Here is a 15,278-nt window from a genome sequence, read left to right on the forward strand (position 1 = left end):
GCTGTCAGGCCCGGCGCGGCAGGCTAAGTGCGATGGCGAGACAGCCCGCAGCGGCGGAAAGCAGGAAATTGTAGCCAGCCATTGAGATGCCGAACATTTCCCAGGCGATGTCCGTGCAGCGGACGATCGGCTGGTTCATGAGCTGTGCCTTCAGCGCTTCCAGACTGTCCGGCATCGATGTCGCGCCGCATTCGGCGGTACCTTCCCACCAGAGATGTTCGACGCCGACATGGAAAAGCCCGATCCCGGCGCTGGTGAGCAGGGCCAGCCCACCCAGTACGCAAAGCAACCGCGCGGCCTGCGGTGCGCGGTGGACAAGGGCAAGTCCGATCAGGCCGAGGATAATTGCCGCCGCGTGTGGATAGCGCTGATAGAGGCAGAGAACGCACGGGGCGAGGCCGCCGAGATACTGGAAGGCAAAGGCGCCGCCGAGCATGGATGAGGCGAAAGCGGCAAGTCCGGCAGGAACCAACCAGGCCGGAAGGGTTCCGATCGAAGGTCTCACAATCCCGGTCTCCATGGCCACGTTCCCCGGCAGTTCGGCGGATGCTTCCGTCGGTTCTATCGCCCCAGCGGAGGAGGTCAAGTCCCGTCGCCGTTACCGGGGCTTCAAGCGGTTTTCCCGGCCCGCACGGCCGCCCGCAAGTAGCAGAGAAATCCGATGATCGACGTGCCGACGACCACTTCGAGCGCGAAATCGTAGCCGCCGATCTCCCAGAACAGGGAACCGAGGAACGGTGCAGCCGCGAAGCAGGCGAGATAGGGCAGCGCCATTGTACCGGAAATGGATCCGAAATTGGTCTCGCCCATGATTTCCCGGGTGACGACCGGTTTCATGATGCTGGTCAGCCCGTAGCCGCTGCCCTGCAGGAAGACAAACCCGACAAGCAGGATCGGCAGGGAGCCGGCGCCGATCAGCAAGACGCAGGCAACGGCAACGGCGAGGAAGCAATAGCACATGGCGATGAAGTTGGAGACGAAGCGCTCGACTGACATCATCACCACCCGGCCTAGGACTTGCATCGGGCCGATCATGGAGGCGGCAGCGACGGCGATGGCGGCATCGACACCCCGTTCCTTCAGCAATGGCAGCAGGTGGTTGATGACCACACCGTGGGAAATCGCCATCATGGAAAAGCCGATGGCGAGTAGCCAGAAGGTCGGGTTGGCGAGGAAGGTGGATTTCTTCGGCTGCAAGGCAGCATGTGCGCCGGAGCTCGCTGCAGGTGGAGGCACATGGGTTGTTCTGGTGCGTTCCAGCTCGCGTGTACCCACGATCATCAGCGGCAGTGCGACGAGGCAGACGGCAGCCCCGGCGACCTGAACCGCGAGCTGCCAGTCCGCGAAGGCGACCAACGCGTGCGCGGTCGGGAACGAGACCGTTCCGGCGAATCCGGCCATCAGAGTGATCAAGGTAATGCCGCGTTTCGCGGAGACGCCCCGGGTCCGGGTGACCAGCATGAAGCAGGGCTCATAGAGGCAGGCGGACATGGCCATGCCGAGGCCGCACCAGACGGCGTAGAAGACCGGCAGGCTATCAACGAAGGAAAGCAAGGCAATCAGGATGCCGCCGATCAGCGTTCCGCCGCTGAGAACCGTTGCGCCATGTCCCCGGTCCACCAGATTGCCAACCAGCGGAGAGCAGAGTGCAGTCATGGCGATGGACGCGGTGAAGGCGCCGGTCAGCTCTGTCTTCGACCAGCCGAGATCGGCCTCCCAATGCACCAGCAGGGCCGGGAAGATGTAATAGAGGCCAGCCCAGACGATGGTTTCCGCAACGGCGAGCAGAGCGATTGGTTTGTCGAGGCGCATACGGTTACCGGTTTTCCATAGTGTGGCCTTGTGTCAGGAGACTGTGCCTGACGCTACCGGATTGCGGTCCGGTCCGTGATGCACTGCCCATTCCATACCGGTCGCGCCAAAAGTGCATGAGAAGGTCGCGAGCGTGTAGCTGTCACTCGCATCATGCTCTCCTCGGCACAGGATGGGGAATTCCTGGACCGTGCGGTCGAACAGGATTGTCAGAGCATCGCGCTCTCCGGCGAGCAGCATCGCGTCCGCGCGGGCCTGCCGTTCGCGGGAAGAGTCTGAGACGGTTTGGTCGATAGTCGCGAGAGCGGGCCGGACCAGATGGTTGGCGTGAGCATGTGGCTCAGTCACTTCCAGAGCGACCATTCCGCTTGCCGGGGCTTCGACTGAAATCATCCGTCCGCTGCCGTCCGCGAAATTGTGATGGAAACCGGAGGCCCGGTCGTCGCGTCCGACGATTTCCAGTACCTGCTCAAGTGTTGTGGCGGACAACACCGCGCGGGTGATGACATGCCGGGGAATGCCGACGGTGAGGTCATGCGGGCGGATATTGTTGATCGTCTGGACAATGCCCGCCGCGTTCCAGCCGAAGGCATGGCCCGGCAGCATGCCTGGATAGCAGAAGGCGGAGAAAGCAGGGCCGGTCTCCGGCTCGAAATGGGCGATGAAACCCTGCCCCGCCAGTTCCGGAGCGCCATCCTCGTTGTGAGCGAGCGTGGCCGGGCGGCCCGCTTCGGCGGGCAGCATCAGACTGGTGCAGGCATCCTCGTCACTGCGCACCAGATCCCTGAGGTCACCCCGGCAGTTCCAAAGAAAAACCTTCTCGAAGGGCTGGCTGGCACCGTCCGCGATGCCTTCTATTTCCCGGACATACTCCGGAAAGGCGTTTCGGGCGGCGGCTTCGAGGCCCTTCAGACGCTCCGAGCCGAGCCATGGTTCAAGCGCCTGGAATTGCGGTGTAGCAAACGAGGCCTCCGCGATGGCTTTTGCCGCTTGTTTTCCGAGGCCGTATCCGAGGTCGTAGGAGGAGCCGCGAAGGGAGATCTGGTCCATTGCCATGGTCATTTCGTTCTGTCGTTTTTGTGCTTTGCGCCGAGCGCTTTACGGCGATGTGAAGGAAGGTGAGGCGCGGGACATTGCCGCGAGGCAATACCATACGCACATTGTCATCCAAATCCAGAGGTGCTGATCGAGATGGTTGAACGGAGTGTGCAGGCATGAGTTTTCTGACGCGGGCTGCGGCACTGTTTGCCGTCATAGCGATCTGGAGCGCACCGGCCGGAGCGGCGCCCAAGGCTGAGCTATGGGATGTCTGGGCGGTGCATGACCCGGCCAGCGATATCGTTGCGGATCATTCGGCCTGGGACTGGTTCCTTGGAGAATATGTCCGGCCCGGAAGTGACGGTATAAACCGGGTTGCTTATGACGAGGTCACGGCGGCTGATCGGAAGGCTCTGGATGGATATATTGACGCCCTTGCGGCGATATCGGTGCGATCCCTCTCACGGGCCGAACAGCTTCCGTTCTGGGTCAATCTCTACAACGCGCTGACCGTTCGCGTGGTGCTTGAGCATTACCCGGTCGCCTCGATCCGAGACATCGACATATCACCCGGCTTTTTCGCCGACGGGCCGTGGGGGAAGAAGCTGGTCACGTTGGAAAGCGAAGAGGTTTCGCTCGACGATATCGAGCACCGCATCCTGCGTCCGGTCTGGCGCGACCCGCGTATCCATTATGCTGTGAACTGCGCCTCCGTCGGATGTCCGAACCTGCAGCCGTATGCGATGACGGTTGAGAACGCAGAGGCTTTCCTGAACGAGGCGGCGATCGCCTTCATCAACCATCCGCGTGGTTCCCGGATCGAGGATGGTGGCCTTCGGGTATCCAGCATCTACGACTGGTTCGAAGCGGATTTCGGCGGCACTGATGCCGGTGTCATCGCGCATTTGCGGGAGTATGCGAAAGGTGAACTCACGGCAAGCTTGGCGACGGTCACGCGGATCGCCGGAGACGATTACGACTGGCGCCTGAACGGCACTCGGGCGCCTTGAGGTTTCAGACCCGCCATCGCAGCAACGCTTTTTCCGCCCGGCCGATGATCCAGGACACGGTAAGGCCGATGGTCGAGAGGATGGCGACGCCGGCAATGAGCTGGTCCATCGCCATCAGGCTGCCGGCCATCAGGATGTAAGCCCCGACACCGAACTCCGCGCCGATCATTTCAGCCGCGACCAGCAGCACGATGGCGATGGCGGCGGAAATCCTGAAGCCCGGCAGGATCGCGGGCAGGGCGCCTGGCAGGATGATCTTGCGGACGATGGAGAACCAGGAAAGCCCGAAGGACTGGCCCATGCGGATCAGGCCCCGGTCCACATTGTCGACCCCGCCATAGGTCGCGACCACGGTTGGGAAGAAGGTGCCGAACAGGATGGTGGCAACCTTTGAGCCTTCGCCGATGCCGAACCAGATGATGAACAGCGGCAGCAGTGCGATCTTCGGAATGGGGAAAATGGCGGCGACGAGGGGGACGAACCCGGCGCGGGCGAGAGAGAACAGACCGATGGAGAACCCTACGGCGATGCCGAGAATGGTGCCTGCCGTCCACCCGATTACCAGGCGCGAGAGCGAGGCGCCGAGATGTGTCCAGAGCAAGCCACTGTCGAGTAGTTCCATGAAGGCCGTGGCGGCCTCGCTCGGCGCGGGTAGCACAAGCGGATGAATGATGCCTGTCCGGCAGCCGGTCTCCCAGACGGCGATCAGGACTACCATGACGGCAAGACCGAACAAGGTGCGCGGGCGCGGGTTGAAGCCGCCGCCACGGAACGGGACGGGTTGCGGTGTGGAGGTCTCAGGCATCGATCAGCTCCATGTCGGCGGCAGCCGCTTCGTCGCGGATCAGGGACCAGAGCTGTTCCTGCTTGGTGGCAAGTTCGCCCACGCGCGCGGCGCGCTCGGTGAGCGGCATGTCGATGGAGACGGTCTCCCGGATGCGCCCCGGGCGGCGGGACAGCACGACGATCTTGTGCCCGAGGCGAACGGCCTCGTTAAGATTGTGGGTGACATAAACGGCGGTGAAAGGCGTCTTCGACCAGAGGCTGACAAGATCATCCATCAGCAACTCACGGGTCTGGCTATCCAGTGCCGAGAGCGGCTCGTCCATCAGCAGCACAGCGGGGCGGACGGCGAGAGCGCGGGCGATGGCCACCCGCTGCTTCATGCCGCCGGAAAGCTGGCGTGGCAGGGCGGCCTTGAAATCGGAGAGCTTGGTGCGCGCCAGCACGTCATCAATGATCGCATCGGCTTCCGCCTTGCCGAGTCCGTGATCTTCCAGCACCAGAGAGACGTTTCCGGCAACGCTGCGCCAGGGCAACAGGGCGAAATCCTGAAAGATATAGGTCAGCGGGTTGAGGCTGTCGGCCGGTGGGGCGCCATGCTCAAGGATAGAGCCTTCGTCCGGGCGTTCCAGGCCGCCGATCAGGCGCAACAGGGTCGATTTTCCGCAGCCTGACGGGCCGACGATACAGACGATCTCACCGGCGGGGATTTCGAGGTCGATGTCGCTCAGAACCGGCATGCCGCCATAGCGGTGGCTGATGCCGTTCAGTGTCAGTTGCATGGCTGCTCGCGGCGTCCGTTTGCGCCCGGCTCAGCGGAGCCGGGCGCATCGGATCAGTAGGTTTCGACAAATTTCGGGTCGACCAGCGTGTCGATCGCGATGTCCTTGCCGACCAGGCCTTCGCTCTGGAACCAGGCAAGCTGCTTCTTCACGTTGGTCAGGTTCAGCTTGAGGCCCGGTTGCAGCCGCATGGCGCCGTTCTTGATCGACGGCGCGGCTTTCTCGTAGGGCCGGCTGGCATAGACATATTTGTGGATCAGCTTGGTCATCTCTTCGATGGCCGCATCGCCCTTGGTCTTGTCGACCATGACGGCGTTGAAATCGGCCGATCCCTTGGCGTAGGCAGCGACGAACTTCTTCACCAGCTCCGGACGCTCGGCGGCGTTCTTGGCGGAGGTGAAAGCGGTGGTCACCTGATAGTCGTCATATGCATTGATCCAGCCGATGATCTTCGCGGCACCGCCCTTTTGCAGCGGCTTGGCGATATGCGGCACGATGATCATGGCGTCGACCTGGGCGGACTTCAGCGCGCCGATAATGGCGCCGACCTTCTGCAGGGGCTTCAGGGAAATCTTCGAGATATCGAAGCCTTCCTTCGCCGCAACCTGGGAGGCCATGTAGTGGAAGGAGGAGCCGGTCTGAGTGATGCCAAGGCTATGGCCCGCGAGCTTGTCCGGGCTGGTCAGACCAGCCTCATAGGCAGCGGTGCCGACGAGAATGGCGGAGCCGTCAATGCCCTTTTCTTCCTGCAGAACGCCGCCGATCACTTTCACGGCACCCTTGTCGGCCAGGTTGACCAGACCGCCGGTGATCGAGGTCACGCCGAAATCGACGTCGCCCGAGGCAATCGCCACGGCCATCGGCTGAGCTGCCTGGAAGTATTTGAATTCGACTTCGAGACCCTGCTCGGTGAAGTAGCCTTTCTCAAAGGCGACAAAGCCACCCGAGTGCGAGGTGAAGCGGAGCGCCCCGACGGTGATCTTGTCGGCGGCAACGGCCGTTCCGAACGTCCCGGCCATAATGCCGAGTGCGGTGACGCCCGCCATCATGGCGCGGCGCGAGAAGAGATGCTTCATCTCTGATCCTCCCGAGTTTCTTTTGAATAGCAGCGCAAAAACCGCCAGGTGACATGGACTTTCTCTTAGTCGGTTCGGCTCCATGAGGAAACCAAATTGCGCAACCGACTAAGCTTGCGCAATGATAGAGCTAATTAACCAACCCTTGGAAACGCTCTTCCCACTCCTGGAAACGCCCTTCAATGACCAGCTTTGATTATGTGATCGTCGGCGCCGGCTCTGCCGGTTGTGTGCTCGCTAACAGGCTCAGTGCGGACCCGTCCGTCACCGTATGCCTGCTTGAGGCAGGCCCGCCGGACTACCATCCGATGATCCATATTCCGGCCGGTTTCATGAAGACGCTGGTCGATCCCTCGGTGAACTGGCTTTACGAGAGCGAGCCGAGCTACTGGACGGGCGGCCGTTCCATCGCGGCGCCGCGCGGCAAGACACTCGGCGGCTCCAGCTCCATCAACGGGCACATCTACAATCGTGGCCAGCGTCTCGATTTCGACGGCTGGGCCCAGCGCGGAAACCGGGGTTGGGGGTACGCAGACGTGTTGCCCTATTTCAAGCGGACCGAACATCGCATAGGCGAGGGCGAGGATACGTTCCGGGGCCGCGAGGGAAACATGGCGGTGACGGACATTGACTGGCAGCACCCGCTCTGCGACGCCTTCATCAAGGGAGCCGAGAGCCTCGGCATTCCGCACAACAAGGATTACAACGGCAAGATCCAGGAGGGCGTTTCCTACGCCCAGCGGACGATCTACGGCCGCCGCCGGATGAGTACGGCGCGCGGCTATCTGCGTCCGGCGATGAAACGCAAGAACCTGACCGTCAAGACCAATGCGCATGCGACGAGAATTCTGTTCGAAGGCAAGAGTGCCAAAGGTATCTGTTATTCCGAAGGCGGTCGGCACGGGATCGAGACGGAGGTCTTCGCCCGGCGCGAGGTGATCCTGTCCGGCGGTGCGGTGAATTCACCTCAACTGCTGCAGCTTTCTGGCGTCGGTGATCCGGAGTTGCTGCGCGGTCTCGGTATTGATGTGCAGCATGCACTCCCTGGCGTTGGCGAGAATTTGCGGGACCATTACGCACCGCGTTTCACCGCCCGGGTCAAGAATTCAGGCAGCATCAACGAGTTGGCCCGCGGGCCGCGGCTCTGGGGCGAGGTGTTCAAGTATTTCACCGGCCAGAAAAGCATCCTCGGCCTCAGCCCGACGCTGGTCTATTGCTTCTGGCATTCGAACGAGACGGCGCGGAACAGCGACCTGCAATTCACCTTCACGCCGGCCAGCTACAAGCACGGCGTGCAGTCGAAGCTGGACGATCTGCCGGGCATGACTATCGCTTCCTGGCAGCAACGGCCGGAGAGCACCGGCTATATCCGTGCCCGCAACGCTGATCCGTTCGAGGCCCCGGTGATCCAGCCAAACTATCTGGCGGACGAGACGGACCGGCAGGTGCTGCTTTCGGGCATGAAGCTCGCCCGGCGCTTGTTACAGACTGAACCGTTGCAGCCCTATTTCGACGGCGAACTCTATCCCGGACCGGGCGTGCAGAGCGACGATGAGCTGCTGGCCGCCGCCCGCGAGCGGGGCACCACAACCTTCCATCTGATGGGGACTTGCCGGATGGGCCCGGACAGCGATCCGACAGCGGTGGTGGACGATCAGCTTCGGGTTAGGGGTATGGAAAATCTCAGGGTTGTCGACGCGTCAATCATGCCGACCATGCCGTCTGCAAATCTGAATGCTTCGACCATGATGATCGGGGAGAAGGCTGCGGATCTGATCCTGGGTAATCCAACAGCAGAACCTATATCCCTTAAAGATTGAAATGACTGAATATCCCGCCCTATTGGTTGTGTTTTTGCGGAGTCACGGGCTTTTTGGGGATTGGATGTTAATCAAGAATTAATAAGTTCCGTGTTTTTCTTGATTTCCAGATCATACGGATTGTTGAACGCATACAACTTGTCTTAGTATTCACGGGAATTAACCATGGCGTTGGATTTTAACGGGGGCAGCATGAGCTCTTCAAAATCACGCAAGAACGTTTATGCGGGGCATAGGACTTCCATCATCCTGGAAGAAGATTTCTGGGATGCCTTGGAAGAGTGCGCGCATGACCGTGAATTGTGCATCGATTCCATCGTGACCGATGCCGAGAAGGCTTTCCCCGAGATGAGCCGGACGGCTGCTGTCCGGATGTTCCTGCTTGAGCATTTCCGCACCAAGGCGGAAGACACCGACCCCATCCACTGACCCCTCTTGTGCCCGAATGATCGGAATGTGGCGCTCTGCGCCAGACCCGTTATCATTGTTGCATGACGAATTCTCCTCTCCTCGCTGAGGCCAAATCCGCACATCATGCGGGCGATCTGACCCGCGCGATTGCTGGCTACCGTTCCGTTCTTGAAGACGGGCCGGATGCGGCGACGAGTAACCTGCTTGCCATTGCGCTGGACGGATGCGGCCGTGCGGATGAGGCTGAGACAGTGCTGGCGCGTGCCCATGAAATGGAACCGGAGCTGGCCGATCCGGCGATCAATCTTGCCCGGCTCAGATTGCGTCGTGGCGCGGTCGGGGAGGCCGTCCCGCCTCTTCGGCGATCCGGAGAATCCGGTAATCAGGAAGCTCTGGCCTTCCTCTTTGACGTTGCTCACGCCGCTGGTCTGCATGCTGACGTTCTGAGCAGTGGCCGCCGGCTTTTGGCTGATGGAAGCCTGCAGGTCGAGCAGGCAGAGCGGCTCGGTGAGATTGCTTTCAGGGCCGGGGCCGAAGACACCCAGTTTATTCTGGAGGATGCTGTCAGGCGTTTTCCGGCTTCCTCCCGGCTGCAGTTGTTGCTGGCTCATTGTCTTGGGCAAGGGGGCGCGCATGCTGAAGCCGTGACTGCTTTCCGGCGGAGCCAATGCCTCGCCCCGGCGGATCTCGACGCGGTCTTCAATGCGGCCCGTATTCTCGATCTGATTGGTCAGAACAACGCCGCTAGCCGTGAATGCGGGCGCGCTCTTGCGATCGCTCCGGGCTGGCCTGATGCTTTGCTTCTCGGAGCGCGTATCGAGGCTCTGCACGGAAGTCCCGCCAAGGCGCGCGACCTTGCAGCGCAGGCGCTGACCGCTCTTCCTGCAGATGCGAAAGCATATGCCGCCTTGGCGCTCGCCCGTTTTGCCAGCGGTGAGAAAGAGGCCGCCATTGCGGGGCACAGAAGGGCACTACTGCTCGATCCTGCCGATGCAATGGAATGGAATGACCGGGGAGTGATGCTGAAGCAGGCCGGTGCTGTTAGCGAGGCGAATTTCGCCTACGGACGGGCCCGCACGATTTCTCCGGAATTGCTTCCTGCGATCAAGAACCACGCGGCACTTCTGTTCGACATGACCGACATGGAAGCCGCTGCCACTGCATACGACCACGCGCTCCGGATTGCACCGGACGATGCCGGCCTCGCGATGAAACGGGCGATGACCTTCCCCACCATCCTGCGCTCCGAAGCTGAAATCGATACGATACGGACGGATATCGAACGCCGGATGCAGGCGATCAAACGCTCCGGTTTGCTGATCGCCGATCCTCTGAAAGAGGTTGGCCGCCCGAACTTCTATCTCGCCTACCATGGCCGGAACGACAGGGATCTGCAGACGCTGATCGCCGAGACGTATCTTGCGCTCTGCCCACCTCTCGGTTTCATTGCGCCGCATTGCCGGGCGCCAAAACCGCGCACTGGCGGCAGACTGAAGATCGGTTTCCTGTCGAAATTCTTCTACGATCACTCGGTCAAGTTCATCAGCGAAGGCATCATCCGCAATCTCGATTCGGCGCTCTTCGAAGTGCATCTGATCAGCACCATGGCGGAACAGGATGTCGATATCTTCCCGCCGGGCCAGACGCCGGCGGGATATACACGGATCGAGGAGGATCTTTTCCAGGCGCAACGCGATATCGCGGCCCTGGAGCTGGACGTCCTGGTGTTCGGCGATATCGGGATGGAACCGCTCAGCTACTATCTCGGGTTTGCGCGGTTTGCCCCTGTGCAATGTGTCATGCAGGGCCATCCGGTGACGACCGGCCTGCCGCATATGGATTATTTCGTCTGCAGCGCATTGCAGGAAATTGACGGCGCGGAAGCGCATTACACGGAAATGCCGATCAGGGTGAAGGATATCCCGCTCTGCTATCCGGAATTGCCTGAGGTTCCGGACAAGACGCTTTCAGCCTTCGGCCTGCCGGAGGACCAGACGCTCTATTTCTGTCCGCAGACCCTGTTCAAGTTCCATCCGGATTTCGATGCCATCCTGAAAGGTATTCTGGAGGGCGATCCGGACGGTATGCTCGTGCTGTTGAAAGACCGGCAAGAAACTCGGAACCGGCAGCTTGAGGCACGCCTGTCGGAGACGCTCGGCGATCTGACGGAGCGCATCCACTGGGTCGGGCGACTACCGAAACTCGATTATTACGCCTTGCTGAAACACAGCGCCGCGATGCTCGACACCACTCATTTCTGCGGCGGTAACACAACCATCCAAGCGCTCGGCCTCGGTATCCCGCCGATTACCCTGCCGGCGGATTATGTGCGCGGCAGGATGACGATTGGCTGGCTGAAGGCCATCGATGTGATGGAGCTGGTTGCGGACACGCCGGATGATTACGTCCGTATCACGCTCGCTTGCGGCACCGACCCGGCATGGCGGGCCAAAGTCGTCGCGAAAATCGAGGCAAGAAAACACGAACTGTTCGAAAATCAGGCCTGCGTCCGGGAGCTGGAAGAGTTTTTCCCTGAAGCCTATGACGCTGCCTTGCGAGGAGAACGGCTACGTTGGATTTCCGGGCGCCATATGCCCTGAGACGGGGGCATTTAGACGAAATCTGGAACCTGATCCAATTGCGCGTCGGCCAGTGAGCCCCAGCCGAGAGCATGGGTGAAAAGATCGAGCCCGCGCGATCTAGCGTACTGATTGCCGTTCAGTCGTGCCTGATAGGACATGCTCCGGGCGAGAAAACGCTCCTTCATTTCCGATGTCCGGCTTTCCGTCCCGTTTTCGAGCCGTCCGATCATTTCCATCGTCGCCAGTTCTATGGCGCGACCTGAATTCTCCATCGGAGCGATTCCCGCATCCTGATAAAATTGTGCGTCGGGCAGAGGTGTTGAATTGAGGGTGATCGGTAGGTCACGCTCCAGAATGTGCTGATAGGTGAGAGGTGCTGAAGCACCGGTTTCGATGAGCGGTTTATAGAGGAACAGATCGCCCGGCAGATGATGACCGAAAATGGTCGGGATCAGGTTTGTCGTCAGGCTCGGCCGTCCGAAGGCGCGGACCAGGCCTTCCGGTCCGGATTGGCAATTGATTGACAGGAAACACTGCCCGCAGAGGAAGACATCCATCCAGTCTTCGTGGTCATCCAGATGGGGCACGTCGAAGACAAGACCACTCCCGGTATTCAACAATGGGTCATCCTTGCTGCCAATGCGGAAAACCGGGAACCCCTGTTGTGTCAGCCATTCGATGGCGGGGAGGAAATTCTCCAGCGACGCGGCGCGCATCACACCTTCACGTCTGTTGACCGGGTTGGATACGTGCTCCACGTCCCGGACATGGAGAAGGATGAAACGGCGCCCGGCTTCAATGCCGAGCCGGTTCAGCCAATGCCAGCCGCGTTCCAGTAATTGCTCGTCCATGGAAAGAAACGACGGCCCGTGGGTCCAGCGCTCCATTCCATAATCTCTGTAAAACCGCAAAATATGTGCGGCATATAAATCGTATGGTCCTTTCTGTACGAGCCCCTGATTGAGCAGTGACGAATAGAGCACGAGCTTGTCGTCGGTCTCGATGATCGTGAATTGCTTCGCAAGCAGATCGAACAAACTCTGATTGATCCCGGCGTCACTTCTTGGCGGTGTGATCAGCACGATCTGCTCGTACATGCTTCCGAACATTGTCTTCAGATAATGAGGTTCCGGGCCCAGATGCCCGATATGCCGCGCGAGCGGAAGAGTGGCGACCAAACTGCGTGCGCCCTTTCGCAAATATGGCTGCACGAGGCCGCGCAACCTGTCATCGAATTGTGGAGAGGACAGAAGGGTCAGCAGGTCTGAAATGTCGGGGTTAGGCTCGTTAACGGCCATCATAGTCAATCAGGTCAGCTTCTTCCCCGGGCGCAAAGTCGACGTGGATATGATTGCCGTCATGATCGTGGATGTTCACCTGCTGAATTCCCATTTCCGGCAGCACGCCGCAGCGGTAGGCAACATTTTGCTCCCGCAGATGCGCCAGGAAAGTGCTCAGTCCATCCGCGGAAATCGCAAAATGTTCCAGCTGCGCGTCGGGGCGATAGGGGGCAGGGTCGTCCTTTACGCTGACCAGATGCACCATCGCGGCGCCGTTGGCGTAAAGCCAGGCGCCGGGGAACGGAAAGGGCGGACGGTCGCCCGGATGCATGTCGAGGACGCGGCCGTACCATGCGATCATGGCGTCGAGGTTTTTTGTCCGGAGGTTCACGTGATCGAGCGTCTTGAGCGCCATGGGCTTTCCTTTTTGTTCACGTTATGTTTCGATCCGGTAGGGCAATTCGGAAGAAGCTTACCTCATGGCCGACATCATACCCAATCGCGACGCGCGGCGTCTGTTTCTCAATCTGCACGCGCTATCGGACTCTCCCGGCCGACCATTCCGGCGTAAGGACCTGCCGGCGCTGATCCATCGTATTGGTTTCGTGCAGGTGGACAGTATCCGCACCGTGGAGCGGGCGCATCATCACATCCTGTTTTCCCGGGCGACAGCGTACAAACCGGAATGGCTGCATCACCATATCGAGCGGGAGCGCACCCTGTTCGAGAACTGGACGCATGATGCCTCGGTGATCCCGGTCGAATTCTACCGCTATTGGAAACCGAAATTCTCCCGCACCCGCGCACGCCTGATGAGCCGGGACTGGTGGCGGGAAAGGCTCGGGGAGGATTACGAGGAAACCTGCGCCCGGATTCGCGCCCACATTATCGAGAACGGCCCGGTCCGGTCCCGAGATCTGACGGTGGGGGAGAGCCATCACGACGGGAGCGACGAGAACAAGGCCTGGTGGGGCTGGAAGCCGTCGAAATCCGCGCTCGAACATCTCTGGCGTACGGGAGAGCTGGCGGTCTCGGCTCGTGAAGGCTTTCAGAAGGTCTACGATATTGCCTCCAATGTGGTGCCGGCGGAGCATTTTGACCCGGTGGTGCATGACGCGGAGTTCATCGACTGGGCCTGCCGCTCCGCTCTGGAACGGCTTGGGTTCGCCACACCGGGGGAACTTGCCGCCTACTGGGACGCGATCTCTCCTGCGGAGGCGAAATCCTGGGCCGAACAGCAGACTGCTGAAACCGCTATTTCGGTAGAGGTGGAGAATGCGGACGGTAGCCTGCGGCAGCATCTGGCCCGGCCCGATGCGCTCGACCTGATGGCAGGCGCGCCGACCCCGCCCGGCCGTATCCGGTTCCTCAGCCCGTTCGATCCGGCGCTGCGCGACCGTAAGCGTTTGCAGCGCCTGTTCGGATACGATTACCGGATCGAGGTCTTTGTGCCCGAGGCGCAGCGGGAATATGGCTACTACGTCTTCCCGATGCTGGAAGGCGACAAGCTGGTTGGACGGATCGACATGAAGGCGGACCGGAGCGCCGGTGTTCTGCGCGTGCAGAAGCATTGGCTTGAGCCGCGCCTCAGCCTTACAGCTCAGCGCAAGGCGCGGATGGAGGCAGAGCTGGTGCGGTGGGTGAAATATCTCGGGCTGGAGCGGGCGGAAGGAGACGGCTTCGACGTCGCGCTCTAGTCCATCGTGGCATGGTCCAGGCGCTTCAGGACCGTTTTCGCCGTGTCGATGAAGGCGCGCAGTTTTGGATTATTGCCAGCGCGTTCCGGGAAATAGAGGAACAGGCCGGTCTCCTCGACGGACGCTTCCGGGAGCAGCTCCACGAGGCTGCCATCCGCCAGTTCATCCTCGATCCAGGGCTCGAAAATATAGATGATACCGAGTCCTTCGAGCGCGAAATCAAGGCCGATCGTCAGATCGTTCAGAACAAGATTGCCGTTGGAGGGGACGCGCACTTCGCCGGTGCCGGATTCCAGCTCCCAGTCATACATGCCGCCCGAGGAATTTCGGTAGGACATGCAATTGTGGTTCGCGAGATCTTCAATCGATGTCGGTTTGCCGTATCGTTCGATATAGGACGGGGATGCCGCGACGATGGTCCGGAAGGGCGGTTTAAGCCGGAAGACCTTCATGTCCTGCTCAATGGAGCCGCCGAGCCGGATACCCGCATCGAACCCTTCGGCGACGATATCCACCAGCCGTTTGTCGACGGCTATCTCGATCCTCAGGTCGGGATAGCGCGGCAGCATCTCCTTGACGACCGGTGTGACCACCATCGGAACGAAGGGTTGCGCGACTGTCAGGCGTAATAGCCCGGAAACCTTTCCCTGAGCCGATTTCAGCCGCTCCAGCGCTTCGTCGATGCCGGAAATAGAAGGGCCGGTGGTATCGACCAGCAATTGTCCCCAGTCGGTGAGGGACACGCTGCGCGTCGTCCGGGCGAAGAGCGGCAGGCCGAGCCGGTCCTCGACAAATCGCACCGAGTGACTGACTGCCGAGGCGCTCATTCCGAGCTCTTTGGCGGCGGCGGCGAACCCGCCGCGCCGGGCAACGGCGAGGACGACGGGAAGGTGGGGGAGTATGTCTCTTTGCATTGCTGAAAAATATTGCACAATCCTTGCAGTTCAAGGGCGGATGTCTTTTTCGCGGCTGCACCTATCTCTTTTC

14 protein-coding genes are annotated in these 15,278 nt (G+C 60.6%); 5 read left to right on the forward strand and 9 right to left on the reverse strand.

All coding sequences use genetic code 11. From position 1 onward, the window contains the following. Nucleotides 1–4 precede the first annotated feature (4 nt). The 3 genes from VOI22_RS15695 to VOI22_RS15705 form a co-directional block, all read right to left on the reverse strand. A complete protein-coding gene (locus VOI22_RS15695) occupies nt 5–505 on the reverse strand; it encodes a disulfide bond formation protein B (RefSeq protein ID WP_323797395.1) in 501 nt (166 codons plus the stop codon). Between the two features lie 104 nt (nt 506–609). Then, complete coding sequence (locus VOI22_RS15700; protein ID WP_323797396.1) at nt 610–1,812, reverse strand: MFS transporter; 1,203 nt, start codon at nt 1,810–1,812, stop codon at nt 610–612. A 33-nt stretch (nt 1,813–1,845) separates the two neighbouring features. Further along, entirely contained in the window at nt 1,846–2,868 is a 1,023-nt protein-coding gene (locus tag VOI22_RS15705) for a C45 family peptidase (protein WP_323797397.1), read from the reverse strand. 158 nt (nt 2,869–3,026) lie between these two features. On the opposite strand from VOI22_RS15705, the gene VOI22_RS15710 reads away from it, so the two are divergent. Further along, nucleotides 3,027–3,860 (forward strand): DUF547 domain-containing protein, encoded by an 834-nt coding sequence (locus VOI22_RS15710; protein WP_323797398.1) that lies wholly within the window; start codon nt 3,027–3,029, stop codon nt 3,858–3,860. Between the two features lie 4 nt (nt 3,861–3,864). On the opposite strand, the gene VOI22_RS15715 is transcribed toward VOI22_RS15710, so the two are convergent. Genes VOI22_RS15715 through VOI22_RS15725 form a run of 3 tightly spaced genes read right to left on the reverse strand, consistent with a single transcriptional unit; the run spans nt 3,865 to nt 6,501 of the window. After that, nucleotides 3,865–4,665, reverse strand: a complete 801-nt coding sequence (locus VOI22_RS15715) for an ABC transporter permease (protein WP_323797399.1) — start codon at nt 4,663–4,665, stop codon at nt 3,865–3,867. Further along, nucleotides 4,658–5,425: an ABC transporter ATP-binding protein gene (locus VOI22_RS15720; RefSeq protein ID WP_323797400.1), complete on the reverse strand. Its 768-nt coding sequence runs from the start codon at nt 5,423–5,425 to the stop codon at nt 4,658–4,660. The genes VOI22_RS15715 and VOI22_RS15720 overlap by 8 nt, the downstream gene beginning before the upstream one ends. Nucleotides 5,426–5,478: 53 nt before the next feature. Beyond that, the gene (locus VOI22_RS15725) at nt 5,479–6,501 is read right to left on the reverse strand and encodes an ABC transporter substrate-binding protein (RefSeq protein WP_323797401.1); all 1,023 of its coding nucleotides are present in this window, start codon (nt 6,499–6,501) and stop codon (nt 5,479–5,481) included. A gap of 182 nt (nt 6,502–6,683) precedes the next feature. On the opposite strand from VOI22_RS15725, the gene VOI22_RS15730 reads away from it, so the two are divergent. The 3 genes from VOI22_RS15730 to VOI22_RS15740 all read left to right on the forward strand — a co-directional run bounded on the left by VOI22_RS15730 (nt 6,684) and on the right by VOI22_RS15740 (nt 11,332). Further along, nucleotides 6,684–8,321, forward strand: coding sequence for a GMC family oxidoreductase (locus VOI22_RS15730; RefSeq protein ID WP_323797402.1), 1,638 nt, complete (start codon nt 6,684–6,686; stop codon nt 8,319–8,321). 192 nt (nt 8,322–8,513) lie between these two features. Beyond that, entirely contained in the window at nt 8,514–8,750 is a 237-nt protein-coding gene (locus VOI22_RS15735; RefSeq protein ID WP_323797403.1) for a ribbon-helix-helix domain-containing protein, read from the forward strand. A gap of 62 nt (nt 8,751–8,812) precedes the next feature. Next, nucleotides 8,813–11,332 carry a hypothetical protein gene (locus VOI22_RS15740; protein WP_323797404.1) on the forward strand — a complete coding sequence of 840 codons (2,520 nt, stop codon included), beginning with the start codon at nt 8,813–8,815 and terminating at the stop codon, nt 11,330–11,332. An 11-nt stretch (nt 11,333–11,343) separates the two neighbouring features. On the opposite strand, the gene VOI22_RS15745 is transcribed toward VOI22_RS15740, so the two are convergent. Beyond that, entirely contained in the window at nt 11,344–12,615 is a 1,272-nt protein-coding gene (locus tag VOI22_RS15745; RefSeq protein ID WP_323797522.1) for a TIGR04372 family glycosyltransferase, read from the reverse strand. Continuing rightward, nucleotides 12,602–13,009: a VOC family protein gene (locus tag VOI22_RS15750; RefSeq protein ID WP_323797405.1), complete on the reverse strand. Its 408-nt coding sequence runs from the start codon at nt 13,007–13,009 to the stop codon at nt 12,602–12,604. The genes VOI22_RS15745 and VOI22_RS15750 overlap by 14 nt, the downstream gene beginning before the upstream one ends. A gap of 64 nt (nt 13,010–13,073) precedes the next feature. Here VOI22_RS15750 and VOI22_RS15755 point away from each other — a divergent pair, with 64 nt between their 5' ends. Beyond that, complete coding sequence (locus VOI22_RS15755; protein ID WP_323797406.1) at nt 13,074–14,291, forward strand: winged helix-turn-helix domain-containing protein; 1,218 nt, start codon at nt 13,074–13,076, stop codon at nt 14,289–14,291. Here the strand turns inward: VOI22_RS15755 and VOI22_RS15760 are convergent. Further along, the gene (locus VOI22_RS15760) at nt 14,288–15,205 is read right to left on the reverse strand and encodes a LysR family transcriptional regulator (RefSeq protein WP_323797407.1); all 918 of its coding nucleotides are present in this window, start codon (nt 15,203–15,205) and stop codon (nt 14,288–14,290) included. The genes VOI22_RS15755 and VOI22_RS15760 overlap by 4 nt on opposite strands. Between the last annotated feature and the right edge of the window lie 73 nt (nt 15,206–15,278).

Origin of the sequence: Nisaea sp. (assembly GCF_034670185.1) — a bacterium.
Classification (GTDB): domain Bacteria; phylum Pseudomonadota; class Alphaproteobacteria; order Thalassobaculales; family Thalassobaculaceae; genus Nisaea.